The 24,510-nt window shown below is 59.3% G+C and carries 24 protein-coding genes; 6 read left to right on the top strand and 18 right to left on the bottom strand.

Going from position 1 to position 24,510, the window contains the following annotated elements:
• Window positions 1–84: 84 nt before the first annotated feature.
• Together recJ and AC1D2P_RS08700 are read right to left on the bottom strand one after the other, a co-directional pair.
• Window positions 85–1,794 (bottom strand): single-stranded-DNA-specific exonuclease RecJ, encoded by a 1,710-nt coding sequence (gene recJ, locus AC1D2P_RS08705; RefSeq protein WP_046029056.1) that lies wholly within the window; start codon window positions 1,792–1,794, stop codon window positions 85–87.
• A gap of 55 nt (window positions 1,795–1,849) precedes the next feature.
• Window positions 1,850–2,392, bottom strand: coding sequence for a YaeQ family protein (locus AC1D2P_RS08700; protein WP_046029054.1), 543 nt, complete (start codon window positions 2,390–2,392; stop codon window positions 1,850–1,852).
• A gap of 147 nt (window positions 2,393–2,539) precedes the next feature.
• Here AC1D2P_RS08700 and AC1D2P_RS08695 point away from each other — a divergent pair, with 147 nt between their 5' ends.
• Both AC1D2P_RS08695 and AC1D2P_RS08690 read left to right on the top strand, forming a co-directional pair.
• Window positions 2,540–3,739, top strand: coding sequence for a CaiB/BaiF CoA transferase family protein (locus AC1D2P_RS08695; RefSeq protein WP_046029052.1), 1,200 nt, complete (start codon window positions 2,540–2,542; stop codon window positions 3,737–3,739).
• Between the two features lie 109 nt (window positions 3,740–3,848).
• The gene (locus AC1D2P_RS08690) at window positions 3,849–4,661 is read left to right on the top strand and encodes a TIGR02285 family protein (protein WP_408980992.1); all 813 of its coding nucleotides are present in this window, start codon (window positions 3,849–3,851) and stop codon (window positions 4,659–4,661) included.
• A 170-nt stretch (window positions 4,662–4,831) separates the two neighbouring features.
• Here the strand turns inward: AC1D2P_RS08690 and AC1D2P_RS08685 are convergent, their stop codons facing one another.
• The 6 genes from AC1D2P_RS08685 to xerD all read right to left on the bottom strand — a co-directional run bounded on the left by AC1D2P_RS08685 (window position 4,832) and on the right by xerD (window position 11,615).
• Window positions 4,832–5,119 (bottom strand): DUF3509 domain-containing protein, encoded by a 288-nt coding sequence (locus tag AC1D2P_RS08685; protein ID WP_109786036.1) that lies wholly within the window; start codon window positions 5,117–5,119, stop codon window positions 4,832–4,834.
• A 162-nt stretch (window positions 5,120–5,281) separates the two neighbouring features.
• Complete coding sequence (locus tag AC1D2P_RS08680; protein ID WP_109786037.1) at window positions 5,282–6,634, bottom strand: transporter substrate-binding domain-containing protein; 1,353 nt, start codon at window positions 6,632–6,634, stop codon at window positions 5,282–5,284.
• Window positions 6,635–6,767: 133 nt separating this feature from the next.
• Entirely contained in the window at window positions 6,768–8,177 is a 1,410-nt protein-coding gene (gene thrC / locus AC1D2P_RS08675; protein WP_477811393.1) for a threonine synthase, read from the bottom strand.
• A 66-nt stretch (window positions 8,178–8,243) separates the two neighbouring features.
• Window positions 8,244–9,548, bottom strand: coding sequence for a homoserine dehydrogenase (locus AC1D2P_RS08670; protein WP_046029043.1), 1,305 nt, complete (start codon window positions 9,546–9,548; stop codon window positions 8,244–8,246).
• A gap of 133 nt (window positions 9,549–9,681) precedes the next feature.
• Window positions 9,682–10,413, bottom strand: a complete 732-nt coding sequence (dsbC, locus tag AC1D2P_RS08665; RefSeq protein WP_046029041.1) for a bifunctional protein-disulfide isomerase/oxidoreductase DsbC — start codon at window positions 10,411–10,413, stop codon at window positions 9,682–9,684.
• A 305-nt stretch (window positions 10,414–10,718) separates the two neighbouring features.
• The gene (gene xerD, locus AC1D2P_RS08660; protein ID WP_046029039.1) at window positions 10,719–11,615 is read right to left on the bottom strand and encodes a site-specific tyrosine recombinase XerD; all 897 of its coding nucleotides are present in this window, start codon (window positions 11,613–11,615) and stop codon (window positions 10,719–10,721) included.
• 106 nt (window positions 11,616–11,721) lie between these two features.
• Here xerD and AC1D2P_RS08655 point away from each other — a divergent pair, with 106 nt between their 5' ends.
• The gene (locus tag AC1D2P_RS08655) at window positions 11,722–13,530 is read left to right on the top strand and encodes a cation:proton antiporter (protein WP_477811392.1); all 1,809 of its coding nucleotides are present in this window, start codon (window positions 11,722–11,724) and stop codon (window positions 13,528–13,530) included.
• Window positions 13,531–13,592: 62 nt separating this feature from the next.
• On the opposite strand, the gene rplS is transcribed toward AC1D2P_RS08655, so the two are convergent.
• The 5 genes from rplS to ffh form a co-directional block, all read right to left on the bottom strand.
• On the bottom strand, window positions 13,593–13,943 hold the full coding sequence (gene rplS / locus AC1D2P_RS08650; RefSeq protein WP_477811391.1) for a 50S ribosomal protein L19: 351 nt from the start codon (window positions 13,941–13,943) through the stop codon (window positions 13,593–13,595).
• Between the two features lie 45 nt (window positions 13,944–13,988).
• Window positions 13,989–14,741, bottom strand: a complete 753-nt coding sequence (trmD, locus tag AC1D2P_RS08645) for a tRNA (guanosine(37)-N1)-methyltransferase TrmD (RefSeq protein ID WP_010463006.1) — start codon at window positions 14,739–14,741, stop codon at window positions 13,989–13,991.
• Window positions 14,742–14,743: 2 nt separating this feature from the next.
• On the bottom strand, window positions 14,744–15,280 hold the full coding sequence (gene rimM / locus AC1D2P_RS08640) for a ribosome maturation factor RimM (protein WP_109786040.1): 537 nt from the start codon (window positions 15,278–15,280) through the stop codon (window positions 14,744–14,746).
• A gap of 5 nt (window positions 15,281–15,285) precedes the next feature.
• The gene (rpsP, locus tag AC1D2P_RS08635) at window positions 15,286–15,537 is read right to left on the bottom strand and encodes a 30S ribosomal protein S16 (RefSeq protein ID WP_477811390.1); all 252 of its coding nucleotides are present in this window, start codon (window positions 15,535–15,537) and stop codon (window positions 15,286–15,288) included.
• A gap of 250 nt (window positions 15,538–15,787) precedes the next feature.
• Window positions 15,788–17,164 (bottom strand): signal recognition particle protein, encoded by a 1,377-nt coding sequence (gene ffh, locus AC1D2P_RS08630; protein ID WP_034149000.1) that lies wholly within the window; start codon window positions 17,162–17,164, stop codon window positions 15,788–15,790.
• Window positions 17,165–17,359: 195 nt separating this feature from the next.
• On the opposite strand from ffh, the gene AC1D2P_RS08625 reads away from it, so the two are divergent.
• The 3 genes from AC1D2P_RS08625 (at window position 17,360) to AC1D2P_RS08615 (ending at window position 21,046) form a co-directional block, all read left to right on the top strand.
• Entirely contained in the window at window positions 17,360–18,172 is an 813-nt protein-coding gene (locus tag AC1D2P_RS08625) for a cytochrome C assembly family protein (protein ID WP_046029026.1), read from the top strand.
• A gap of 12 nt (window positions 18,173–18,184) precedes the next feature.
• A complete protein-coding gene (locus tag AC1D2P_RS08620; protein WP_109786041.1) occupies window positions 18,185–19,420 on the top strand; it encodes a transporter associated domain-containing protein in 1,236 nt (411 codons plus the stop codon).
• Window positions 19,421–19,729: 309 nt separating this feature from the next.
• Entirely contained in the window at window positions 19,730–21,046 is a 1,317-nt protein-coding gene (locus AC1D2P_RS08615; RefSeq protein ID WP_477811389.1) for an MFS transporter, read from the top strand.
• A gap of 47 nt (window positions 21,047–21,093) precedes the next feature.
• Here the strand turns inward: AC1D2P_RS08615 and purT are convergent, their stop codons facing one another.
• The 5 genes from purT to AC1D2P_RS08590 form a co-directional block, all read right to left on the bottom strand.
• Entirely contained in the window at window positions 21,094–22,275 is a 1,182-nt protein-coding gene (gene purT, locus AC1D2P_RS08610; RefSeq protein WP_477757755.1) for a formate-dependent phosphoribosylglycinamide formyltransferase, read from the bottom strand.
• A 94-nt stretch (window positions 22,276–22,369) separates the two neighbouring features.
• Window positions 22,370–22,837 carry a 7-cyano-7-deazaguanine/7-aminomethyl-7-deazaguanine transporter gene (locus AC1D2P_RS08605; RefSeq protein ID WP_008151608.1) on the bottom strand — a complete coding sequence of 156 codons (468 nt, stop codon included), beginning with the start codon at window positions 22,835–22,837 and terminating at the stop codon, window positions 22,370–22,372.
• A gap of 204 nt (window positions 22,838–23,041) precedes the next feature.
• Window positions 23,042–23,257 (bottom strand): DUF1289 domain-containing protein, encoded by a 216-nt coding sequence (locus AC1D2P_RS08600; protein WP_077430820.1) that lies wholly within the window; start codon window positions 23,255–23,257, stop codon window positions 23,042–23,044.
• On the bottom strand, window positions 23,254–23,778 hold the full coding sequence (locus AC1D2P_RS08595) for a gamma carbonic anhydrase family protein (protein WP_034154816.1): 525 nt from the start codon (window positions 23,776–23,778) through the stop codon (window positions 23,254–23,256). Before AC1D2P_RS08595 ends, AC1D2P_RS08600 begins: the two co-directional genes overlap by 4 nt.
• Before the next feature lie 64 nt (window positions 23,779–23,842).
• Window positions 23,843–24,442, bottom strand: coding sequence for a CoA pyrophosphatase (locus AC1D2P_RS08590; RefSeq protein WP_007944856.1), 600 nt, complete (start codon window positions 24,440–24,442; stop codon window positions 23,843–23,845).
• Window positions 24,443–24,510: the final 68 nt, after the last annotated feature.

The following is a 24,510-nucleotide window of genomic DNA, read 5'->3' as shown; positions in this document are numbered from 1 at the left end:
CCTAGTCGACATCGGGGGATGAGGGAGGGTTCAGATGAATTGGGGGTCAGAAAGTTTGCTATCGCGGGCAAGCCCGCGATGGAGTCAACGCGGTTCGATGTGGACAATCATCAGCTGAACGGTTTCGTTGCCACGGAACTCGTTGAGGTCGAGCTTGTAGGCCAATTCCACCCACTTGATGGTCGGGTTCGGCCAAATATCGCGGTCGACGCCGAAGGCGATACCGTCGAGTTTGACCGAACCGCATTCGCTTTTCAGTACCACTTTGAGGTGACGTTCGCCGACCACGCGCTGCTCGACCAATTGGAACACGCCATGGAACAACGGCTCCGGGAAGTGCTGCCCCCAAGGACCGGCATGTCGCAGGGCACGCGCCAGCTCGAGGTGAAACTCTTCGACCGCCAGCGTGCCGTCCGACAGCAGGCGCCCGGTCAGGTCTTCTTCACGCAATTGTCGCCGCACTTCGGCGTCAAAGGCCTCGGCGAACAGCGGAAAATTCGCTTCCGGCAGCGTCAGGCCAGCCGCCATGGCATGACCGCCGTATTTGCTGATCAGGTTCGGATGCTGCGCTGCCACCACGCTCAACGCGTCGCGAATGTGGAAGCCCTGAACCGAACGCCCCGAGCCCTTGAGCAAACCATCGCCCGCATCGGCAAAGGCGATCGTCGGACGGAAATAGCGCTCTTTCATACGCGAAGCGAGGATCCCGATGACCCCTTGGTGCCATTCGGGGTCGAACAGGCATAAGCCGAACGGCATCGACTCGACCGGCAAATCCTTCAGTTGCGCCAGCGCTTCACGCTGCATGCCCTGCTCGATGGATTTGCGGTCCTGGTTCATGCCATCCAGCTGGACGGCCATTTCCCGCGCCATTCCCGCGTCTTCGGTGAGCAGGCATTCGATACCCAGGCTCATGTCGTCCAGCCGCCCTGCCGCGTTCAGGCGCGGGCCGACAATGAAGCCCAAATCCGTGGAGGTGATGCGTGCAGGTTCGCGCTTGGCCACTTCCAGGATGGCCTTGATTCCCGGCCGGGCACGTCCGGCGCGAATTCGCTCCAGGCCCTGGTGCACCAGAATCCGGTTGTTGGCATCCAGCGGCACCACGTCGGCAACGCTGCCCAGCGCCACCAGGTCGAGCAGTTCACCGATGTTTGGCTGCGGGCGGCTCTCGTACCACCCGAGGCTGCGCAGACGGGCGCGAAGGGCCATCAGCACATAAAAAATCACCCCGACGCCGGCCAGCGCCTTGCTCGGAAACTCGCACCCTGGCTGGTTCGGGTTGACGATGGCATCGGCCAGCGGCAGTTCATCGCCCGGTAAGTGGTGATCGGTAACCAGCACGTTCAGGCCATGCTGCTTCGCCGCCGCGACACCTTCGACGCTGGAGATCCCGTTGTCCACGGTAATCAGCAGCTGTGGCGAACGGGTCAACGCCACTTCGACGATTTCCGGTGTCAGGCCGTAGCCATACTCAAAACGGTTCGGCACCAGGTAGTCGACATGAGCGGCGCCCAGCAGGCGCAACCCCAACACGCCCACGGTACTGGCCGTCGCGCCATCGGCGTCGAAGTCGCCGACGATCAGAATCCGCTGCCGCTGCTCCAGCGCCGTCACCAGCAAATCCACGGCGGCATCGATGCCTTTGAGCTGCTGGAACGGAATCAGCCGCGCCAGGCTCTTGTCCAGTTCAGCCTCGGTGAGCACGCCCCGCGCCGCGTACAGGCGGGTCAGCAGCGGTGGCAGATCACCGAGAAATGGCAGAGTTGCAGGCAGTTGGCGAGGATCGATACGCATGGGGTGACGGAGGCTTCTCTTGAATACGTGGGATTAATCGGGTGTCGGCGCAGGATCAGCCGCGCTCACCTTGCAGCCATTGCAACTGGACTTCGTGCTGACCACGGTCGTCGGTCACGAAAATCGTCCCTTCGCTGATCATCACGTCCCACTTGATAACGCGTGGCATGTCCTTGGCCAGGGTTTCCAGGACTTCCTGCGGCACGGCGGCGATGTTGACGTTTTTCAGGGTTTTGATCGCCGGGATCACTTTGGTTTCCCAGACACGCAGGCTGCCGTAGGCCAGCAGGCTGGTGCGTTCGGTGCGACGCGAGCACCAGGTCAGGCGATCGGCATCTGGCTGACCGACTTCGATCCAGTGCAGGACACGGTCGTCCAGGCTCTTTTCCCACAGAGCGGGTTCATCCACGTCTGACAGACCACGACCAAATGACAGCTGCTCGTTGTACCAGAAGGCGTAGGCCAGCAGCCGCACGGTCATGCGCTCTTCGGTTTCCGAAGGGTGACGGGCGATGGTCTGCTTCACAGTCTGGTAAACGCTGCGGTCGAGGTCGGTGAGGTTCAGTTCAAACTTGTAGGTCGTGGACGGCTGGGCCATGAACGGGCTTCTTGATACGAGGAAAGGCGGCAAGTCTAACCGATGCTGTAGGCAATCAACGAATTGAAGGCGATGAACCTTGGTCGTCTGACGTTCGGCTATGTTAAAACGCTGTATCCGCTCAGCCTTTGTCCTACAGGATCCCGCATGCCGCTTACAGGAAAACCGCTCTCAGGTTTGAAAGTCATTGAATTGGGTACGCTGATCGCCGGGCCGTTTGCCTCACGCATTTGCGGCGAGTTTGGCGCTGAAGTGATCAAGATCGAATCCCCCGACGGCGGCGATCCGTTGCGTAAATGGCGAAAACTGTACGAAGGCACTTCGCTGTGGTGGTTCGTTCAGGCGCGCAACAAAAAATCCCTGACACTAAACCTGAAACACCCTGACGGCCTGGCGATTCTGAAAAAGTTGCTGGGCGAAGCCGACATCCTGATCGAGAATTTCCGCCCTGGCGTGCTGGAAAAACTGGGCCTCGGCTGGGAGACCTTGCACGCGCTGAACCCGAAACTGGTGATGGTGCGTCTCTCCGGCTTCGGTCAGACCGGGCCGATGAAAGACCAGCCAGGTTTTGGCGCGGTTGGCGAATCCATGGGCGGTTTGCGCTATATCACCGGTTTCGAAGACCGACCACCGGTACGCACCGGGATTTCCATCGGCGACTCGATCGCGGCGCTCTGGGGCGTGATCGGCGCACTGATGGCCCTGCGTCATCGCGAAGTGAACGGCGGTCTCGGCCAAGTGGTCGACGTGGCGCTGTACGAAGCGATCTTTGCCATGATGGAAAGCATGGTGCCGGAGTTCGATGTGTTTGGTTTCATTCGCGAACGCACCGGCAACATCATGCCGGGTATCACGCCCTCCTCGATCCACACCAGCGCCGACGGCAAACATGTGCAGATCGGCGCCAACGGCGATGCGATTTTCAAACGGTTCATGCTGATCATCGGCCGCGAAGACCTGGCCAATGACCCGGTGCTGGCCAGCAATGACGGGCGTGACAGCCGTCGCGACGAAATTTATGGCGTGATCGATCGCTGGGTCAACTCACTGCCGCTGGACACGGTTATCGAACAGCTGAATCAGGCCGACGTTCCGGCCAGCCGGATCTTCAGTGCCGAAGACATGTTCAGCGATCCGCAGTACCTGGCCCGGGAAATGTTCCTGCAGGCCAAGCTTCCGGACGGCAAAGATTTCAAGATGCCGGGAATCGTGCCGAAACTCTCAGAGACACCCGGCACTTCGCAATGGGTTGGGCCGCAACTGGGCGAGCACAACGCACAGGTACTCCAGGAACTTGGCTATGACGCGACGCAGATCGCACAACTGCGCAAAGACGGAGCTATCTAAGCTGAGGCGCCTGCTTGCGTTGCCCTTTAGACCTCGCACGTCGTCCGACGCGCGGGTGACAGGCGCGTTGCTGTTGATATTTCTGCTCGGCGGCCTGGTCTCATCGGCGATGGCACAACCCAGGGAAACCCTGGTCTGGTTGATGCGAGATCTACCGCCCCTGACCATTTTCGAAGGACCGAAAAAAGGTCAAGGCGTCATCGATCAGCTGTTGCCTCTATTGATCGCCGGCATGCCGCAATACGAACACACCGTCATGCGGGTCAATCGCGCTCGCGGCTTGCAAATGCTCCACGAGCCGTCCCTGACCTGCGATGCGGCGTTGAACTGGAGCAAGGAGCGTGAAAGCTGGATCGCATTTTCCCTCCCGGTTTTTCGGGCCATGAGCAATGGTTTGGCGGTCAGACGGATAGATCAGCCGGTGCTGGAGCCCTTTATTCGGGACGCTGAAGTAGACCTGGCTGCCCTGCTGGCCAGTGGTCGCGAGAAGCTGGGGATTATTGCCGAGCGCAACTACGGCGAATACCTCGATGCATTGCTCAAACAAGCACCGCCCGGTGCGTTGACGTTGCACTACGGAAACGACGCCTTGGGCAGTCTGTTGCAAATGCAACGCCTGGGGCGCTTGCGACTGTTGTTGGGTTACCGCCCGGAAATCCGCTATCAGGCCCAACAGCAAGGGATAGCGGAAGATGAATTGCAGTTTTATCCGATTCGCGGCACCGGCAAATACCTCTCCGGCTACATCGGTTGCACCGACACTCCCAAGGGTCGGCAGGCCATCGTCGAGATCAACCAATTGCTGCGCAAAATGCCGCGCGATCATTTGAGCGAGGCCTATGCGGCCTGGCTCGATCCGGAAAGTCGCGGCGCCTATCTGGAAGAGACCCGGGCCTTTTTCGAGCATCAGGCCGGGCAGTGACAAATCGCAGGCAAAAAGAAACCCCGAGCAGTGGGGAGACAACTCGGGGTTAAACGTGGCCTACATAAAGACCCGTAACAGCAAGCGACAAGCACCGGAGCACAATGCTTGATCCTGCTGCTGTAGGGTCTGACTGATCTGTGCGCAGGAAGGTTCCCACAGATGTCACTTCAATTTCGGCTAGCCAGCATTTTGTCCTGAGCGGCATTGCGCAATGCCGCGATAACGCAAGGCTCCAGCCGTCCTTCGGCAATGAGCACGTCGCGGTGCAAGCCGTCGACGACGTCGGTCAGCAGACGTTTGTCGGTCAACTGAGCCTGATTGAAGGCCCGTTCGACGACAATGACGCCGGTCGCATTTTTCAGTGTTACCAGGCATTCGCCATGGGCACCCGACGGGGACAGCGTGACCTGATACGGGCTCAGCGCTTCACCGAGCAACAGACTGATACTTTCCATCTCGATCACCACTCAATAGTCCGAAAACAAAGTGCCTGGGGCGTGCTCACCATTAGTGACCACTGGCCCGAGTAGAAAGTTCTGGATTCCAGGTACACGCGCGTCGGCGCCTCTGGTTGTTAGAGCATGCACGGCAAAGATGACAGGGAAAAAACAAGCGCATCACCCGTCGCGGCTCCGCCCCCTGTCCGTCCAGCCGCCCAACAAACCACGCAATTGGCCATCGGCGCTATAGAACGGCACCGTCCACTGGTAGATATCCCTGATACCGTTCTTGAACTGCAATTGACGTTCGCTGAACCGCGCCTTGCGCGTACTCAATTGGCTGATGAACTCGGCATGCAAACGTTCAGCAGTCGCTTTGGGCAAGACATCCAGTTCAATCAACTGTCGGCCCTGAATCTGCTCGAAACGGGTCGCCAGGCTCTCCTCGTAACTTTTGTTGCACATGATCAAACGCCCTTCCAGATCACGCACAAACATCGGATCGGGCATGGCATCCATCAAGGCGTGCTGAAAGGCGAGCTGGTCGCCGAGGCTTTTCTCCGCTTCCAGCCGTTTCTTGATCAACACCGTGAAGCGACGACTCCACAGCAACGACAGCAAGCCAAACAGACTGACAAAGACCACTCCCCAGCAACCCCACTGGCTTAGCCGCTGCCATACAGTGGGCGCGTGCACCGGGCTGATACCGTCGAGCCATTTCAAGCGAATGGCGCGCAACTCGGCAGGCGGAAAAGCTTCGAGCGCTTTGTTGAGGATACTCAACAATTGCGCCTGGCCTTTGCGGACCGCCAGGTAATCGGGGTCCCACTTTCCCTCCAGGGTATGCCACACCTTAAGCTGTCCCGCGGGATAGAGATGCGCACCGATTTCGTTTTCGATGGTGGCATACGCCTCACCGCTCTCGACCAGCGCCCGGCCTTCGGCATAGGTTTTCACCGAGCGCAACACGATCGCCGGATGGTCACGACGAATCGTCGCCTCCAGCGCATGCCTGGCCGGTAGCACCAGCACCCGTTTTGCCATTTGATCCAGAGACTCAACGACAGGCATCCCCGCGCGCCCGATCAGCACCCAGCCAGCGCCCCCGAACGAGTGACTGAAATCCATAAACGTCTTGCGCTCGTCATTCATTGCCAGCGTCGTGGTCATGTCCGCGGCTCCACTTTCCAGACGCCCCATCAACTGATCAGTGGAAAACGTCTCTTCGTGAACAAATTGCAAGCCTGTCATGGCGCTGATGCGGTTGAGCAAATCGTTGTTCAAGCCGCTCCATTGACCGTGCTCATCCTTGAACAGATACAGCGGGTACTGCGCCGAAGCGACAATCACCCGAGGGTGTGCAGCAATCCATTCACGTTCTTGGGCGTCGAGCTCGATCATCGCTCTGACGGCAGGCTCCGCGGACTGCGGCACTGCCAATTGCGCTGCAGTTGCCCCTTGAGCAAAACCCAGGGCAATGAGTAAAAACATCCAGCACACGGCTGGTTTTAATCCTTTGAAAAACTGCATCACCACTTCCTTGCTGTTCAACTCGTCTGTCCGTCATAGGCGGCTCTTCATTAACGAAGTGGGACAAGTGTGGCATGCAGAAACGAGAAAGCCCGTCAGGAGACGGGCTTCAAAATGTGACAGCTTTTAGCGCTTACAAGGGTTTACCACGGTTGCCATGCTGACTGACAAAGGCCTGTACAGCTTTCAGGTCGTTCGGCAACACGGTGCAACGCTCATCTCGCTCAAACAAATCAGAAAGATGTGCAGGGAGCTCAAGCGCTTTTCCTACGCCAGCCTTCTCCACCGCGTCCGGGAATTTGACCGGATGGGCCGTCCCCAGAATCACCATTGGAATATCCAGGCTACGACGGCACTCGCGCGCAGCTTTCACGCCGATGGCCGTGTGCGGGTCCAGCAATTCGCCGGTCTGCTCGTACACTTCGGCGATGGTTTCGCAGGTTTGTGCATCATCCACAGCCAGCGAATCAAACAGCTTGCGGGCTTCGGTCCAGCGCTCCTCTTCAACGCTGAAACCGCCACCCTGTTTGAAGCTGTCCATCAGGCCGGCAATGRCTGCACCGTTGCGACCGTGCAGGTCAAACAGCAGGCGTTCGAAGTTCGACGACACCATGATGTCCATCGACGGTGACAGCGTGGCGTGCAGGGTTTCCTTGACGTACTGATTACCGCTCATGAAGCGGTGCAGGATGTCGTTGCGGTTGGTAGCGACGATCAACTGGTTGATCGGCAGGCCCATGTTACGCGCCAGGTAACCGGCGAAGATGTCGCCGAAGTTGCCGGTCGGCACCGAGAACGATACCGAGCGCGCCGGGCCACCCAGCTGCAGCGCTGCGTGGAAATAGTAAACGATCTGGGCCATGATCCGCGCCCAGTTGATCGAGTTCACCGCCACCAGACGTGTGCCTTTGAGGAAGCTCTGGTCAGCGAAGCTCGCCTTGACCATTTCCTGGCAGTCATCGAAGTTGCCTTCGATGGCGATGTTATGGATGTTCTCGCCGAAGATAGTGGTCATCTGGCGACGCTGCACTTCCGACACGCGGTTATGCGGGTGCAGGATGAAGATGTCGACGTTTTCGCAGTGCTTGCAGCCTTCGATGGCAGCCGAACCGGTGTCGCCGGAAGTAGCGCCGACAATCACCACGCGCTCACCGCGCTTTTCCAGCACGTAGTCGAGCAAACGACCGAGCAGTTGCAGGGCGAAGTCTTTAAACGCCAGGGTCGGGCCGTGGAACAGTTCCAACACCCATTCATTGCCGTTCAGCTGACGCAACGGTGCCACGGCGTTGTGCGAGAACACGCCGTAGGTTTCTTCAAGGATCTTTTTGAAATCGGCGTCGGGAATGCTGCCGGTAACGAACGGGCGCATGACCCGGAAGGCCAGCTCGTGATACGGCAGGCCGGCCCAGGAGGCGATTTCTTCCTGGGTAAAACGTGGCAGGTTTTCCGGGACGTACAGACCGCCGTCGGTGGCAAGACCTGCCAGCAGGACGTCTTCGAAATTCAGGGCCGGTGCCTGGCCGCGGGTACTGATGTAACGCATGACTGACTCCAATGGACAGTGTTCGTAGTGCCGGGCCCGCAAGCGGGCCCGGTCAACGATATCGGCTTAGTTCAGGTGCTCGACGCGGATCCGTACAACCGGACCGACGACGCCCGCCAGGGCTTCGAGAGCGGCGATCGCATCGTTGATGTGCTGCTCCAGCACGCGATGGGTCAGCAGGATCATCGGCACCAGGCCGTCGTGTTCCTCGGCTTCCTTCTGCATGATCGACTCGATGTTGATGCCGCGCTCCGACAGGATGCTCGCCACCTGGGCCAACACGCCCGGATGGTCCTTGGCCTGAATGCGCAGGTAGTAGGCGCTTTCGCAGGCTTCGATCGGCAGGATCGGGTGAGCCGACAGCGAGTCCGGCTGGAAGGCCAGGTGCGGCACACGGTTTTCCGGGTCGGACGTCATGGCGCGAACCACGTCCACCAGATCAGCGATCACGGACGAAGCCGTTGGCTCCATGCCGGCGCCAGCACCGTAGAACAAGGTCGAACCGGCAGCGTCGCCGTTGACCATGACCGCGTTCATCACGCCGTTGACGTTGGCGATCAGGCGATCAGCCGGGATCAGCGTCGGGTGTACGCGCAGTTCGATACCGCTGGCGGTGCTGCGTGCAACGCCCAGGTGCTTGATGCGGTAGCCCAGCGCTTCGGCATAGTTCACGTCAGCGGTGGTCAGCTTGGTGATGCCTTCGGTGTAAGCCTTGTCGAACTGCAGCGGGATACCGAACGCGATGGACGCCAGGATCGTCAGCTTGTGGGCTGCGTCGATGCCTTCAACGTCGAACGTCGGGTCAGCTTCGGCGTAACCCAGGGCTTGCGCCTCGGCCAGCACGTCTTCGAAGGTGCGACCCTTCTCGCGCATTTCGGTGAGGATGAAGTTGCCGGTGCCATTGATGATCCCGGCGACCCAGTTGATACGGTTGGCGGACAGGCCTTCACGGATCGCCTTGATCACCGGAATGCCACCGGCCACCGCCGCTTCGAACGCCACGATCACGCCTTTCTCGCGTGCCTTGGCAAAAATTTCATTACCGTGAACGGCAATCAATGCCTTATTCGCGGTGACCACATGCTTGCCATTCTCGATGGCCTTGAGTACCAGCTCGCGGGCAACGGTATAGCCGCCCATCAGCTCTATAACGATGTCGATCTCAGGGTTCGTGGCCACTTCGAAGACATCGTTGGTAATCGCAATACCGGTCGTCTGGAACTGAGGCTTTGGCGTGCGCATGGCAATTTGTGCCACTTCGATTCCACGCCCGGCACGACGAGCAATTTCCTCGGCGTTGCGCTGAAGTACGTTGAAGGTACCGCCACCGACGGTTCCTAACCCACAGATGCCTACTTTGACCGGTTTCACTGTGAACTCCCCATAAAACGGCCGACGCAAGGTCGGCCGTGAAAACAACCGCGTGCTCGCGGTTCTCTATTAATGGCCCGGCGATGTGGCTGCCGGACCATGATCGTCAATGGCTGACCGTGACGATGCGAATTTACTTCGCGCCCAGTGCCAGTTTGGCGACTTGTGGCGCCGGCTGGTAGCCCGGAATGACCTGACCGTCGGCCAAAACGATGGCCGGTGTACCGTTCACGCCGATCGACTGACCGAGGGCGAACTGCTTGGAAACCGGGTTATCGCACTTGGCGGCCTTGATTTCCTTGCCATCGACCATTTTGTCCATGGCCGCTTTCTTGTCCTTGGAGCACCAGACCGCTTGCAGCTGTTCGTCACCCGGCGAACCCAGGCCCTGGCGCGGGAACGCAACGTAGCGCACTTCAATGCCGCGCTTGTTCAGCTCAGGCACTTCGGCGTGCAGCTTGTGGCAGTACGGGCAGGTGGTGTCGGTAAATACGGTGATGTGCGACTTGGTTTCGCCGATGGCCGGGTAGACCACGGTTTCAGCCACAGGAATGTCGTTGACCAGTTTGGAAATACCCAGGCGCTCGGTCTTCTCGGTCAAGTTGACCGGTTTGCCATCCTTGAGCTGGAACAGGTAGCCCTGAACGACATACTGGCCGTCGGCGCTGGCATACAGCACACGGCTGCCCTTGAGTTTGACTTCGTACATCCCTGGCAACGGGCTGGCCGTAATGGTTTCGACGGGCACGTCGAGCTGGAGGTTTTCCAGGCTTTTACGAATGGCTTTGTCAGCCGCGTCATCGGCGACGGCAAAGGTGCTGACCAACGCAATGGCGGCGGCGGCGAAAATCTGGGTCAGACGCATGAGAACTCCTGAAGGCGGACAAATGGGACGATCAGAACGCCCGTGCCGAAACACCGGGTCATAAACGCCCATCGTGCAAACCGGCAAAGCCTACCACATAAGGTCCGTGTGGCCGAATGCGCCTGTCGTAAGTCATCTCACTCACCGTGCACGACGCTTTTATGTAGCAGCTGGCGAAGCCTGCGTTCGACTGCGCAGCAGTCGTTAAATCAGACACAGAGGTGTATCAGTTAAACCGCGGGCTCAGGGTTTACGGCTGCTGCGCAGTCGAACGCAGGCTTCGCCAGCGGCTACACAGTCCTGTGTTAACCGCGCGGGTGATGTTTGGCGTGCAAGTCTTGCAAGCGCGCCCGGGCTACATGAGTGTAGATCTGGGTGGTGGACAAATCGCTGTGGCCGAGCAGCATTTGCACCACCCGCAAGTCGGCACCATGGTTGAGCAGGTGCGTGGCGAAAGCATGGCGCAACGTGTGCGGCGACAGCGACTTGCCGATCCCGGCGACCTTGGCCTGGTGCTTGATGCGGTGCCAGAAGGTCTGGCGGGTCATTTGCTCGCCGCGCAGACTCGGGAACAGCACATCACTGGGGCGCCCGCCGAGCAGTTCGCCACGGGCATCGCGCATGTAGCGCTCAACCCAGACAATCGCTTCCTCCCCCATCGGCACCAATCGTTCCTTGCTGCCCTTGCCCATCACCCGCAACACGCCTTGACGCAAGTTGACTTGCTCCAGGGTCAGGCTGATCAACTCGGTCACCCGCAAGCCACAGGCATACAGCACTTCGAGCATGGCGCGGTCACGCTGGCCGATCGCTTCGCTCAAGTCCGGCGCCTTGAGCAAGGCTTCAACGTCGGCTTCCGACAGGGATTTAGGCAAAGGCCTGCCCAACTGAGGCATGTCGACGCGCAAGGTCGGATCGACAGCGATCAACTTTTCCCGCAGCAGATAGCGATAAAAGCCACGCACACCCGAGAGAAATCGCGCAGTGGAACGGGGTTTGTAGTTCTGCTCCAAGCGCCAGGCCAGATGATCGAGGATCAGCTCACGACCGGCGTTGATCAGCTCCAGATCCTTCTCCTGCAGCCAACCGTTGAACAGGGCCAGGTCGCTGCGATAAGCATCGCGGGTATTGTCGGAAAGACCTTTCTCCAGCCACAGGGCGTCGAGAAACTGGTCTATCAGCGGATGATCGATAGCAGGCATGGGCGCTCTAGGCACACAGTCTCGGGACTGCGCGCGAAAAAAAGGTGAACTGTAAAAATGGCCGCTAGTCTTTCATAGCCCGCCACTTCAAGGAACAGGAGCTTCAATGAGCGAACAGCAGATTCTGTTGGTTTTTGGCGGTATCGGTGCGGCAGCGTTGGGCTGCCAATGGTTGGCCTGGCGCCTCAAGTTACCGGCGATTCTGTTTCTATTGTTGACCGGGATTCTGGTCGGGCCGGTTCTGGGTCTGCTCGACCCGCTGGAAATGTTCGGACCATTGCTGATGCCGCTGGTATCGCTGGCGGTGGCACTGATCCTGTTTGAAGGCAGCCTGACCCTGCACCTTTCAGAATGGCGCGAGATTGGCAGCGTGGTGCATCGACTGGTCACCATCGGCGCGCTCTCGACCTGGGTGGTCATTGCCGTCGCGACCCATTGGCTACTGGGGTTCGACTGGTTGCTCGCCATTCTGTTCGGCAGCTTGACGCTGGTCACCGGCCCCACGGTCATCGTGCCAATGCTGCGCGTCGTGCGGCCGAAAGCCTCGATTGCCAACATCCTGCGCTGGGAAGGCATTGTCATCGATCCAATCGGAGCCCTGCTCGCCGTGGTGGTTTACAGCTTTATCATCGCCCGCGCCTCGGGTGATGGCTGGAGCCAAAGCCTGCTGACTTTCGGTGGCGTGATTGTGTGCGGCAGCTTATGCGGGATCGCCGGGGGCTGGGTGCTCGGCACGATCATCCGACGCCAATGGCTGCCCGAATACCTGCACAACCTGGCAGCGCTCGCGGCGGTGTTGGGGATTTTCATTGCGGCCAATGAAGTCATGAACGAATCCGGATTGCTGGCGGTGACGTTGATGGGGATGTGGCTGGCCAACATGAAGGGCGTGGATGTGCGCGACATCCTGCACTTCAAGGAGAACCTCAGTGTGCTGCTGATCTCCGGGCTATTCATTCTGCTGGCCGCGCGGCTGGACTTGAACGCCTTGATTGCACTGGGGCCGCTGGTGCTGATTCTGCTGCTGATCATTCAGTTGATTGCCCGGCCATTGAACGTGATGCTTTCCACGGCGGGTTCAAGCCTGAGCTGGCGTGAACGCGCGCTGCTGGCCTGGATCGCACCGAGAGGGATTGTGGCGGCGGCGGTCTCGGCGATTTTCGCGATTCGTCTGGATGAAGCCGGCCATGAAGGTGYCTTGCTGCTGGTGCCGCTGACGTTTGCTGTGATCATCGGCACGGTGGTACTGCAAAGTGCCACGGCTCGACCGTTAGCCCGGTTATTGAAAGTCGCTGAACCAGCGCCCAGCGGCTTCCTCATCGTCGGCGCCAACGGCCCGGCGCGAACCGTGGGCAAAGCCTTGCAACAACTGGGCAGTCGAGTACTGCTGACGGATTCAAGTTGGGAGAACATTCGGGCGGCGCGAATGGACGGTCTGCCCACCTACTTCGGCAATCCGGCATCACAGCATGCCGATGCTCATCTGGATCTGGTTGGCCTGGGGCATTTGCTGACCCTGTCACCTTCGGGCGAATTGAACACGGTGGCGACCATGCGCTTTCGTCATGACTTTGGTCATCAGCGCATGTTCGGCGTAGCCAGCGGCCAGGACAGCCGCCGCACCGACAAGCATCGGGCGAGCCGCAAGCATCGTGGGCGCTTGCTCGGCAGCGAGGGAATGACCTACGGCAAACTGGCCAGTCTGCTCAGCCAGGGCGCCGAGCTCTACAGCACGCATCTGACAGAGGAATTTGATTTGGAAGACTACCGGGAACTGCACGGGGATCGGGCAACGTTGTTGTTCATCCGCGATGCCAGCGGATGGGTGCATGTGGTGACGCCTGGCAGCTCGCTGAAACCTTCGGCGGGGTGGACGCTGCTCGCGCTGATTCAGCCAGACACCGTCTGCGCCTGAGAAATCGCAGGCAACAAAAAAGCAGCCCGCAGGCTGCTTTTTTTTTGCATCGGAAGCTGGACTTAAGCCAGTTTTTCCTTGATGCGAGCTGCTTTACCGGACAGGTCACGCAGGTAGTACAGCTTGGCTTTACGTACGTCACCGCGACGTTTAACGGCCATGCTGTCGATTTGCGGGCTGTAGGTCTGGAAAGTAMGCTCTACGCCAACACCGTTGGAGATTTTACGAACGGTGAATGCACTGTTTACGCCGCGGTTACGCTTGGCGATTACAACGCCTTCGAACGCTTGCAGACGTGCACGGTCGCCTTCCTTCACTTTCACCTGAACGACAATGGTGTCGCCCGGGGCAAAGGTAGGGATTTCTTTGGTCATCTGCTCTGCTTCGAGTGCAAGGATGATTTTGTTAGTCATGCTGTGCTCCTAAGGTAAATCAACGGATTTACCATCGATACGTTGTTAACTATCGTCCCGCTCGCGGATGTATTCCTCGAGCAGCTTCTTCTCTTCTCCAGAAAGCGAGCGGCTTTCCAGAAGATCGGCGCGTCGTTCAAAGGTCCTACCAAGGGACTGCTGTAAACGCCAACGCCGGATGTGCGCGTGATTGCCACTTAGCAATACGTCGGGAACACGCTGATCCGCATACACCTCCGGTCGGGTGTAGTGCGGGCAATCCAGCAAACCATCCGTAAAGGAATCTTCCTCGGCGGAGTCCGCATGCCCTAAAGCTCCAGGCAGCAGTCGTGTAACCGCATCGATCAGGACCATCGCCGGCAGCTCGCCGCCAGACAGTACATAGTCGCCAATCGACCACTCTTCATCGACATGAGCTTCAATAAAACGCTCGTCAATGCCTTCATAGCGGCCGGCAATCAGGATCAATGCATCCAGATTCGCCAACTCACGCACCGCCGACTGAGTCAGTTGACGGCCTTGGGGGGACAGGTAAATTACCTTCGCCGCCTCCCCGGCTGCTGCCTTGGCCTGAACCAGTGCATCTTCCAGGGGCTTGATCTTCATCACCATGCCCGGACCACCGCCAAATGGGCGATCATCCACAGTGTGATGTCGATCCGTCGTGTAGTCTCGCGGGTTCCAACAGGTGAGCTGCAACAGCCCCTGTTTCACCGCCCGACTGGTGATGCCGTACTCGCTGATGGCGGAGAACATCTCGGGAAACAAACTGATCACTTCTACGCGCAAGTTAGCCACGCTTAGAAATCCGCGTCCCAATCCACCTTCATCTCGCCTGCGGCCAGGTCGACAGCCAACACGCATTGCTCCGTATAGGGCAACAGACGTTCGCGATCATCCAGGCTGCCAGCGCAAGGCTTGACCACCATGACATCGTTCGAGCCAGTCTCTAACAGGTGATCGATCTTCCCGAACAATTGTCCGAGTGTGTCGATAACCTTGAGACCTTCCAGCTGGTACCAGTAGTACTCGCCGTCGGTCAGTTCAGGGAACAGGTTGCGCGGCACGCAGATCTCATAACCGGCCAGAAGACGAGCTTCTTCGCGATCATCGAGATCCTTGAGCTTTGCGACCAGGAATTTGTCATTCCCGCGTCCGCTGACCAGCTCTACCTGTTTTACATTACCGTCACGCTTGAGCGTCCAGGTTTTGTATTCCAGCAGGTTTTTAATTGGATCAGTAAAGGAGTACACCTTCACTTCGCCGCGAACGCCATGAACAGAATAAATTTTGCCAATAACGATCAAATCATCGGCAACAGCTGGCGTCGCGTTCATATTGCTCAGGCCGCAGCCTTAGCAGATTCCTTCAACAACTGAGCAACACGCTCAGAAGGTTGTGCACCAACGCTCAGCCAGTAGGCTACGCGCTCTTGGTTCAYGGACAGACGGACTTCTTGACCACGAGCAACAGGGTTGAAGAAACCAACCTGTTCCTTGTGCGAACCGTCGCGCGGGTTGCGGCTGTCGGTTACGGTCAAGTGGTAAAACGGGCGCTTTTTGGAGCCGCCAAGGGCAAGACGGATTGTTAGCATGTGAACATCGTTCCTGTAGTCGGTGCTGCAAATCTAAAGGCACAGCGGGCATAGGTGCCCGAAAGGCCGCATATTCTAAGGAATATCCGGACTTTTGCAAATGACTTTTTCCGGCGGCCTATCGGACGCCATCCAGATTTGCTATAGAGCCGTCGTTGAAAACGGCCGGTCAGCTCCCGCCAAGTGCGGGTTTGCTGGAGATCCCGCATCCTTGCGGGTCTGCGCCGGTGCGATGACCGGCGCGGATTCTTTACATCTTCGGCATGCCGCCGCCGGGCAACATACCGCCCATGCCGCGCATCATTTTGGCCATTCCGCCTTTCGCGGAGAATTTCTTCATCATCTTCTGCATCTGCTTGTGCTGCTTGATCAAGCGACCGATGTCCTGCACCTGAGTGCCGGAACCCATGGCGATCCGGCGTTTGCGCGAACCACTGATCATCTCAGGGTCGCGGCGCTCGGCCGGGGTCATGGAGTTGATGATGGCTTCCATCTGCTTGAATTGCTTCTCTGCCGCACCCTGGGCGTTGCCCATCTGCGCCAGATTCACGCCGCCCATGTTCGGCAGCTTGTCCATGAGCCCGCCGAGGCCGCCCATGTTCTTCATTTGTTGCAACTGATCGCGGAAGTCTTCGAGGTCGAAGCCCTTGCCCTTCTTCAGTTTCTTGGCCAGTTTGTCGGCCTTGTCCTTGTCGAGGGTCGCTTCGGCCTGTTCGATCAGGCTGAGCACGTCGCCCATGCCGAGGATGCGTGAAGCAATACGCTCAGGGTGGAACGGATCGAGCGCTTCGCTCTTCTCGCCCATACCGATGAACTTGATCGGCTTGCCGGTGATGGCGCGAACCGACAGGGCGGCACCGCCACGGGCATCGCCGTCGACCTTGGTCAGGATCACACCGGTCAGCGGCAGGGCATCGCCGAAGGCCTTGGCCGTGTTGGCGGCATCCTGGCCGGTCATGGCGTCAACCACGAACAGGGTTTCAACCGGGTTGATCGCGGCGTGCAGCGCCTTGATCTCGCCCATCATCTCTTCGTCGATGTGCAGGCGACCGGCGGTATCGACGATAACCACATCAATGAACTTAAGCTTTGCTTCTTTTATAGCCGCTTGCGCGATGTCGACCGGCTTCTGGCTCAGGTCGGACGGGAAGAAGGTAACGCCGACTTCACCCGCGAGCATTTCCAGCTGCTTGATCGCCGCCGGACGGTAAACGTCCGCGGACACGACCATGACCGACTTCTTCTTGCGCTCCTTGAGGAAGCGCGCAAGTTTGCCGGCGGTGGTGGTTTTACCCGCGCCCTGCAAGCCGGCCATCAGGATCACGGCGGGTGGAACGGCGCTCAGGTTCAGGTCTTCGTTGGCTGCGCCCATCAGGCTTTCGAGCTCGGCCTGGACGATCTTCACAAAGGCCTGGCCCGGCGTCAGGCTGCGCGACACCTCGGTGCCGACAGCGCGCTCCTTGACCGAGTTGACGAAGTCTTTGACCACGGGCAAGGCGACGTCAGCTTCGAGCAACGCCATGCGCACTTCACGCAGGGTGTCTTTGATGTTGTCTTCGGTCAGCTTGGCCTTGCCGGTGACATGGCGCAGCGTCTGCGAGAGACGGTCGGTTAAGTTTTCAAACATTGCGCGATCCTTTCAGGCCCTGTGTAGACCGGGATAATGGCGGCCCAGACCGGAATAAACATGTGCTCGGCGAGCCTGCGGCGTGGGCAGGTCGCGGATTATAGCGAAGACTGCGTCTGGCGGACACCTCGCACTTTCGTGCCGCGGGGGTTCTATGCCAAACTCAGCGCCTTTCGGGCCTGCCTAACAGGATTTATGCTCCCCTTGTCACCCAGTTTGCTTACTACCCTCGCCGCCGCCTGCTTATATGCCGCTGCGACTCTTTATCAGGGCTCTCGTCTGGCCACCGGCGCCAAGGCGAACAAGCGCCTGCTGGTCACGCTCGGCGTGCTGGCCGTCCTGGCTCACAGCGCCAGCCTGTTCACCCATCTGCTGACGCCGATCGGCCTGGGCCTGGATTTTTTCAGCGCCGCCAGCCTGATTGCCGCAGCGGTCATCGCACTGACCCTGCTGGCCTGCTCACGGATCCCGGTGGAAAACCTGCTTATATTGCTGTTCCCGCTGGGGGCCGCGACCGTGTTGCTGGCGCAGCTCGCCCCGGCCGGCACCGTACAGGTCATCGACGAAGAACCGGGCATCCTCGCCCATATCCTCTTGTCGATTCTCGCTTACGGCATGTTTACCATTGCGGTGTTCCAGTCGTTGTTGCTGCTGGTTCAGGACCATCAGCTCAAGCACAAACATCCGTCAGGGCTGATCAAGAACTTCCCGCCGCTGCAAACCATGGAAAGCCTGCTGTTCGGTTTCCTGTGGGCTGGCTGGACCCTGCTATCGTTGTCGTTGATCTCCGGCTGGTTGTTTGTCGACAACCTGTTCGCCCAGCATCTGGTGCATAAAACCTTGCTGGCGTGCCTGGCCTGGGTTGTCTTCAGCGTGCTGTTGTGGGGCCGTAACCGCCTCGGTTGGCGCGGCCACAAGGCGATTCGCTGGACCCTCGCCGGTTTCTGCCTGCTGATGCTGGCGTATTTCGGCAGCAAGCTGGTTCGTGAATACATCCTGCATATCTGACGAGCGGCATTAATGGACGACTTGCCCATAGGGCCGATGCTCGCGGTATTGGCCCTGCTGATTTTATGGTCGGGGCTGTTTACCGCTATCGAAGTGGCACACCAGCATTTGCTGGCCCAGCGGACCGCATCGCGCTCGAGCGACAAACCGGTGGCGAAGCTGAGCTTTCCACTCAACAGCCTGATCTTCTGCAATACCCTGTGCCGCGCGCTGGTCATGGTCATCAGCACCTTGCTGGCGATCTTCACCTGGTCGGCCAATGGTCCGTGGGCTGCCTGCATCGGCGCCGGCGCCGCGCTGCTGATATTCGCTGACTACCTGCCACGCACCCTCGCCACTCGCTATCCGGACGCCGTGCTGAACCTGGGCAACACCTTGCTCGGCGCGCCCCTGAAAATCATCTACCCGCTCGCCTGGATGCTCAATGGCATCAGCCAGTTGCTGATGCGACCGTTCGGCCGCAAAGTCAAAGTGGTGCAGCAGAGCGAAGACGAAATGCCCACGGATCGCCATGACGATCAGGACCACGGCGTCTGCCGCCCGCATCCACTGTCCGGCATCCACGCGCTGGACAACATCACGGTCAACGACATTCTGGTGCCGCGCAGCGACGTCGACGGCATCAACCTCGACGACCCGATTGAAGAAATCATCGAGCAGTTGCGTCATAACAAGCGCACGCGCCTGCCGGTATTCCACAGCGATATCAACCAGGTCGAAGCCGTCCTCAACACCCGGCACATCCGTCACTTGCTAGGCGATGCAAGCTTGACCCTGGATGCGCTGATGGCGGCCAGCCACGACCCTTATTTCGTACCGGAAAGCACGCCGCTGCAGCTGCAGCTGCTGAATTTCCACAAGCAGCAGCGACGCTTGGGCATGGTGGTCGACGAGTACGGCGAAGTGCTCGGTATCGTGACCCTGGAAGACATTCTTGAAGAGATCGTCGGCGAGTTCGAAAGCCAACACAGCCTGAAGAATCCGCACATTCATCCACAGGCCGACGGGCGCCTGGTGATCGAAGGGGCGGCATCGATTCGCGAACTGAACAAGAGCCTGGGCTGGCATTTACCCAGCGATGGTCCAAAAACCCTTAACGGGTTGGTGACCGAGGCCCTGGAGACCATTCCGGACAGCGCCGTATGCCTGAAGATCGGACGCTATCGCCTGGAGATTCTGGAAACCGAAGATAACCGTGTCACGCGGGTGCTGATCTGGCATACCAGCTCAGTGCCAGCAATCCTCTAGCCTCAACCCCTGTAGCAGCTGCCGAAGGCTGCGTCCGGCTGCGCAGCAGTCGTAATACTGGACAATGCGGTGTTTCAGGGCGTCCGCGTGTACAGGGTTTACGACTGCTGCGTAGCCGGACGCAGCCTTCGGCAGCAGCTACAAGGATTTGCGCTTGTTTGATCGTTAGCAGCCTTCCTATAATCGAGTCGCTTACCCAAGCCCCGCCTTACTCCAGTGCTACCCGCACTCTGCGTTAAGCCCACATCCCTGGGTGTTCGACCATAATAATTCGCTCCACTGGGGCACATGACTGTCAGGGATAACCGCATGACGACCAGCACGACTTACACCCAAACCACACCTGCACAACCGACCAACTCCGCCACCCGCGTGGCCACCGCGAGTTTCATCGGTACCGCTATCGAGTTTTACGACTTCTACGTCTATGCCACGGCGGCCGCACTGGTGATCGGTCCGGTGTTYTTYCCGCAGACCTCMGGCACCGCGCAAATGCTGTCGGCATTCCTAACTTTCGGCATCGCCTTTCTYGCACGACCACTGGGCTCAGCGCTGTTCGGCCACTTCGGTGACCGTATCGGCCGAAAATCGACACTCGTTGCCTCGCTGCTGCTGATGGGCATCTGCACCACGTTGATCGGCGTGTTGCCGGGCTACGACAGCATCGGGGCCTGGGCGCCGATCCTGCTTTGTGTGCTGCGCTTCGGCCAAGGCCTGGGACTGGGCGGTGAATGGGGGGGCGCGGCGTTGCTGGCGACCGAGAATGCCCCCAAGGGCAAACGCGCCTGGTTCGGCATGTTTCCGCAGCTTGGCCCTTCGATTGGCTTTCTGGCGGCGAACGGCCTGTTCCTGACACTGGCCATGACCCTGAACGACGAGCAATTCCGCTCGTGGGGCTGGCGCATTCCGTTCCTGCTCAGCGCCGCACTGGTCATGGTCGGCCTGTATGTGCGCCTCAAACTCCACGAAACCCCGGTGTTCGCCAATGCCATGGCCCGCCAGGAAAGGGTGAAGATCCCGCTGGTCGAGTTGCTCAGCCAATACTGGGCGCCGATGCTGTTGGGTGCCGGCTCGATGGTCGTGTGCTACGCGCTGTTCTACATCYCGACCGTGTTTTCGCTGAGTTATGGCGTGTCGACCCTCGGCTATACCCGTGAAACCTTCCTCGCCTTGCTGTGCTTCGCAGTGCTGTTCATGGCGGCAGCCACCCCACTGTCGGCGTGGGCCAGCGACCGTTACGGACGCAAGCCAGTGCTGATCATCGGCGGTGTGCTGGCGATTCTGTCGGGGTTCTTGATGGAGCCGCTACTGACCCACGGTTCGACCTGGGGCGTGGCATTGTTCCTGTGCATCGAGCTGTTTCTGATGGGCGTGACGTTTGCGCCGATGGGTGCGCTGTTGCCTGAGCTGTTTCCGACTCACGTTCGCTACACCGGCGCATCGGCAGCGTACAACCTGGGCGGGATCGTCGGGGCCTCGGCGGCACCGTTCTTCGCACAGCAACTGGTGGCGATGGGGGGACTGAGTTATGTCGGCGGGTATGTGTCGGGGGCGGCGGTGCTGAGCTTGATTGCGGTGCTGTGCCTGAAGGAAACGCGTCACAACGATTTGAATCGGGTGGCCTGATAGAAGATCGTTCCCACGCTCTGCGTGGGAACGATCAGAGAGGAAGTTTACAGCTCTACAACAACAGCCTGAGAAGCACGGGTCGCCTTGGCGCGAGCCGCATCAATCGACTCATCACGCGCCAACGCCACGCCCATCCGGCGCTGACCGTTCACTTCTGGCTTGCCAAACAAACGCAACGCCGTGTCCGGCTCGCTCAACGCAGCACCCAGGTTAGCGAAAGCGGTCTGGGTCGACTGCCCTTCCACCAGAATCACCGCAGAAGCCGAAGGACCGAACTGACGGATCAATGGGACCGGCAGGCCCAGAATTGCCCGTGCGTGCAGCGCGAACTGCGACAGGTCCTGGGAAATCAAGGTGACGAGGCCCGTGTCATGCGGACGCGGCGACACTTCACTGAACCACACCTGATCGCCTTTGATGAACAACTCGACGCCGAAAATTCCACGACCGCCCAAGGCTTCAGTCACGGCTTTGGCAACATGCTCGGACTCAGCCAGGGCAACCGGGCTCATGGCTTGTGGCTGCCAGGATTCCTGATAGTCGCCTTTCTCCTGACGGTGACCGACTGGCGCGCAGAACGTGGTGCCGCCCACATGACGCACGGTCAGCAGGGTAATTTCGTAGTCGAAGTCGATGAACCCTTCGATGATCACCCGACCTTTGCCGGCACGACCGCCTTCTTGCGCGTAATCCCAAGCGGTCTTCACGTCATCGGCACTGCGCAGCAGGCTCTGGCCTTTACCCGACGAGCTCATGACCGGCTTGACTACACAAGGGAAACCGAGGTCTTCGACCGCTTTGCTGTAGTCCTCGAAGGTATCGGCGAAGTGGTACGGCGAGGTCGGCAGGTCGAGCTCTTCGGCGGCCAGGCGACGGATACCCTCGCGGTTCATGGTCAGCTGTGCAGCGCGAGCAGTCGGGATCACGGTGAAGCCTTCGGCTTCCAGTTCGACCAGGGTGGCCGTGGCGATGGCTTCGATTTCCGGCACGATGAAGTGCGGCTTCTCGGCTTCGATCACTGCACGCAGGGCGGCGCCGTCGAGCATGTTGATCACATGGCTGCGATGGGCGACTTGCATGGCGGGTGCATTGGCGTAGCGATCCACGGCAATCACTTCAACGCCCAGGCGTTGCAGCTCGATCACCACTTCCTTGCCCAACTCACCACAGCCACACAGCAATACGCGGGTCGCGGTTGGCGACAATGGAGTTCCGATACGGGTCATCTCAGGTCCTCAAGAAGCGGATCATCGAGGGATGCGCCACGCGCTTCCCATGGGGAGAAAGCGCGGCATTTTACATGAACCTGAGGGTTTGGCTTCAGCTGACGACGGCCTGTTTGCGCAAGCGCCAGGCCATGATCAGCCACACGGCGGTCACGCCCGCGAACTTCGAGCCCATGGCCGTGAGGATCACGGCCGGGGTGAACGCGTCGATCATGCCAAAGAAGATGAAGGTATCGAGGGGAATGCTCAGCGCCGAACTTATCCACAGGCGGTCGTGCAGCGGGCGCTTGGTGATGCTGAACACCAGCCAGTCGATGCACTCGGACACGGCAAACGCCGTGGCGCTGGCCAAGGCAATGGACGGATCGGAGGTGACATAGGACAGGACCAGCGCCGCCAGCATCGCGGCGATGGCGCCGTGACCGAAACGGGTCTGCACCATGTCGCGCAACACGAACACCAGACCACCCCAGGCCGACCAGATGATGTCCAGGTGCGGAGCGGTGGAGAAGGCGTAGTTGATCAGCACGACGCTGCTGATGTAAGCGATCAGGAAGAGCATGGGGCGTGGGGATACCTGTCAATTTGGCGAACAGATTACTTCAGCCCTGCCCAACAACCAAACCCGAACACGAACCTGTAGCAGCTGGCGCAGCCTGCGTCCGGTTGCGAAGCAGTCGTAAAATCAGGCCATTGAGTCATTCAGGCAAACCTCACGTTCAGGATCTACGACTGCTACGCAGCCGGACGCAGCCTCCGGCAGCTGCTACAGGTCCGGGGTTTTACCGATCATCCAGACCAGCCCGCTGGACTTGGCCCGTTCATGACACAACCCCAACACCGCGCGGCGCTCGTCGTTGGTCATCCGGCTCCAGCGGGTAATCTCTTCCACCGTGCGCTGGCACCCGGTGCAAATATCATCCTCGTCCAACGCGCAAATGTTCACGCAGGGCGATAGCACCGGTCGTTCAGTGGCGCTCATTCTTCCTGCTCGACCAGATCACGGGCATAGCGTTGCGAGTTATGCACATAGTGAGCGGCGCTGGCCTCCAGCATCTTCTTCTGCGGCTCGGTCAGCTCACGCACCACTTTGCCCGGCGAGCCCATGACCAGCGAACCGTCAGGGATTTCCTTGCCTTCGCCGATCAGCGAATTGGCGCCAATGATGCAGTTTTTGCCGATTTTCGCGCCGTTGAGAATCACGGCATTAATACCGATCAAGCTGTAGTCGCCCACGGTGCAACCGTGAAGCATGGCATTGTGGCCGATGGTCACGCCGGTGCCGATGGTCAGCGGGAAGCCCATGTCGGTGTGCATCACGGTGCCGTCCTGGACGTTGCTGTTCTTGCCTATCAGGATCAGTTCGTTGTCGCCGCGCAGTACGGCGTTGAACCAGACATTGGCACCCTCTTCCAATTTGACCTTGCCCACCAGTACGGCATTGGGTGCGACCCAGCTCTGCGGGTGGGTTTCGACGCGGGCGTCGCCCAGGCGATACTTCATCTTGTTGTCCTCAAGGCCAGGCAGGCTTATGCACAGCACGGTTCACGCCATACGAACGATGGCTTCAGGTGTTGATAAAACTCTTGGGCGGTTGATGCAGGCTGATTTTCGCGTCATAGAGCAGATTGATCAACTCGACGATCATAATCGCGGTGAGGCCCCAGATTTTGTATTCGCCATACCGATAGCTCGGAACGTACCAGCTACGGCCCTGGTAATCGATGCGATGGGTGTGTTCGCGCGGGTCCTTGCGGAAAAACTCGAGCGGCACGCTAAAGACGGCGGCGATCTCGGCATCGTTGGCCCGGTACTCGACAAAATCCGGAATCACCCCGACATAGGGTGTGACCTTGATACCGTGCAGGGAGATCAGCGGGCTAAGCGGGCCGATCACTTCAACCAGACCCGGCGGCAAGCCAATTTCTTCTTCGGCCTCACGTAGCGCGGTGAAAATCAGGTCGGGGTCCTCGGGATCGCGACGACCACCGGGAAAGGCCACTTCGCCACCATGGGTCGAGAGCCCGCTGGCGCGCAGGGTCAGAACCAGTTCCGGCTCATCACTGCGAGTGATGGGCACCAGTACCGCAGCTTCCGGGAAACGCTTGTCGGTTTCCAGTGTGCGAGGGGTGTGGTTACTAACTCGATGCAGTAGCTCGTCCAGCATGAGACTTCTCGATTTATTCGCTACTTTGCATCATGCACCAATCGAACCGAGCGCCCAAGCCCATAACC

This window comes from Pseudomonas sp. P1_F1_2, assembly GCF_056405815.1.
Note: the sequence above shows the minus strand (reverse complement) of the source record. Positions and strands in the feature narration are given on the sequence as shown.

What these genes read in the sequence shown, in the direction of transcription:
- recJ (WP_046029056.1), bottom strand. Translation starts at nt 1,794, where the DNA reads ATGCGTATCGATCCTCGCCAACTGCCTGCAACTCTGCCATTTCTCGGT.
- AC1D2P_RS08700 (WP_046029054.1), bottom strand. Translation starts at nt 2,392, where the DNA reads ATGGCCCAGCCGTCCACGACCTACAAGTTTGAACTGAACCTCACCGAC.
- AC1D2P_RS08695 (WP_046029052.1), top strand. Translation starts at nt 2,540, where the DNA reads ATGCCGCTTACAGGAAAACCGCTCTCAGGTTTGAAAGTCATTGAATTG.
- AC1D2P_RS08690 (WP_408980992.1), top strand. Translation starts at nt 3,849, where the DNA reads ATGGCACAACCCAGGGAAACCCTGGTCTGGTTGATGCGAGATCTACCG.
- AC1D2P_RS08685 (WP_109786036.1), bottom strand. Translation starts at nt 5,119, where the DNA reads ATGGAAAGTATCAGTCTGTTGCTCGGTGAAGCGCTGAGCCCGTATCAG.
- AC1D2P_RS08680 (WP_109786037.1), bottom strand. Translation starts at nt 6,634, where the DNA reads ATGCAGTTTTTCAAAGGATTAAAACCAGCCGTGTGCTGGATGTTTTTA.
- dsbC (WP_046029041.1), bottom strand. Translation starts at nt 10,413, where the DNA reads ATGCGTCTGACCCAGATTTTCGCCGCCGCCGCCATTGCGTTGGTCAGC.
- xerD (WP_046029039.1), bottom strand. Translation starts at nt 11,615, where the DNA reads ATGCCTGCTATCGATCATCCGCTGATAGACCAGTTTCTCGACGCCCTG.
- rimM (WP_109786040.1), bottom strand. Translation starts at nt 15,280, where the DNA reads ATGAACGCGACGCCAGCTGTTGCCGATGATTTGATCGTTATTGGCAAA.
- ffh (WP_034149000.1), bottom strand. Translation starts at nt 17,164, where the DNA reads ATGTTTGAAAACTTAACCGACCGTCTCTCGCAGACGCTGCGCCATGTC.
- AC1D2P_RS08625 (WP_046029026.1), top strand. Translation starts at nt 17,360, where the DNA reads ATGCTCCCCTTGTCACCCAGTTTGCTTACTACCCTCGCCGCCGCCTGC.
- AC1D2P_RS08620 (WP_109786041.1), top strand. Translation starts at nt 18,185, where the DNA reads ATGGACGACTTGCCCATAGGGCCGATGCTCGCGGTATTGGCCCTGCTG.
- purT (WP_477757755.1), bottom strand. Translation starts at nt 22,275, where the DNA reads ATGACCCGTATCGGAACTCCATTGTCGCCAACCGCGACCCGCGTATTG.
- AC1D2P_RS08605 (WP_008151608.1), bottom strand. Translation starts at nt 22,837, where the DNA reads ATGCTCTTCCTGATCGCTTACATCAGCAGCGTCGTGCTGATCAACTAC.
- AC1D2P_RS08600 (WP_077430820.1), bottom strand. Translation starts at nt 23,257, where the DNA reads ATGAGCGCCACTGAACGACCGGTGCTATCGCCCTGCGTGAACATTTGC.
- AC1D2P_RS08595 (WP_034154816.1), bottom strand. Translation starts at nt 23,778, where the DNA reads ATGAAGTATCGCCTGGGCGACGCCCGCGTCGAAACCCACCCGCAGAGC.
- AC1D2P_RS08590 (WP_007944856.1), bottom strand. Translation starts at nt 24,442, where the DNA reads ATGCTGGACGAGCTACTGCATCGAGTTAGTAACCACACCCCTCGCACA.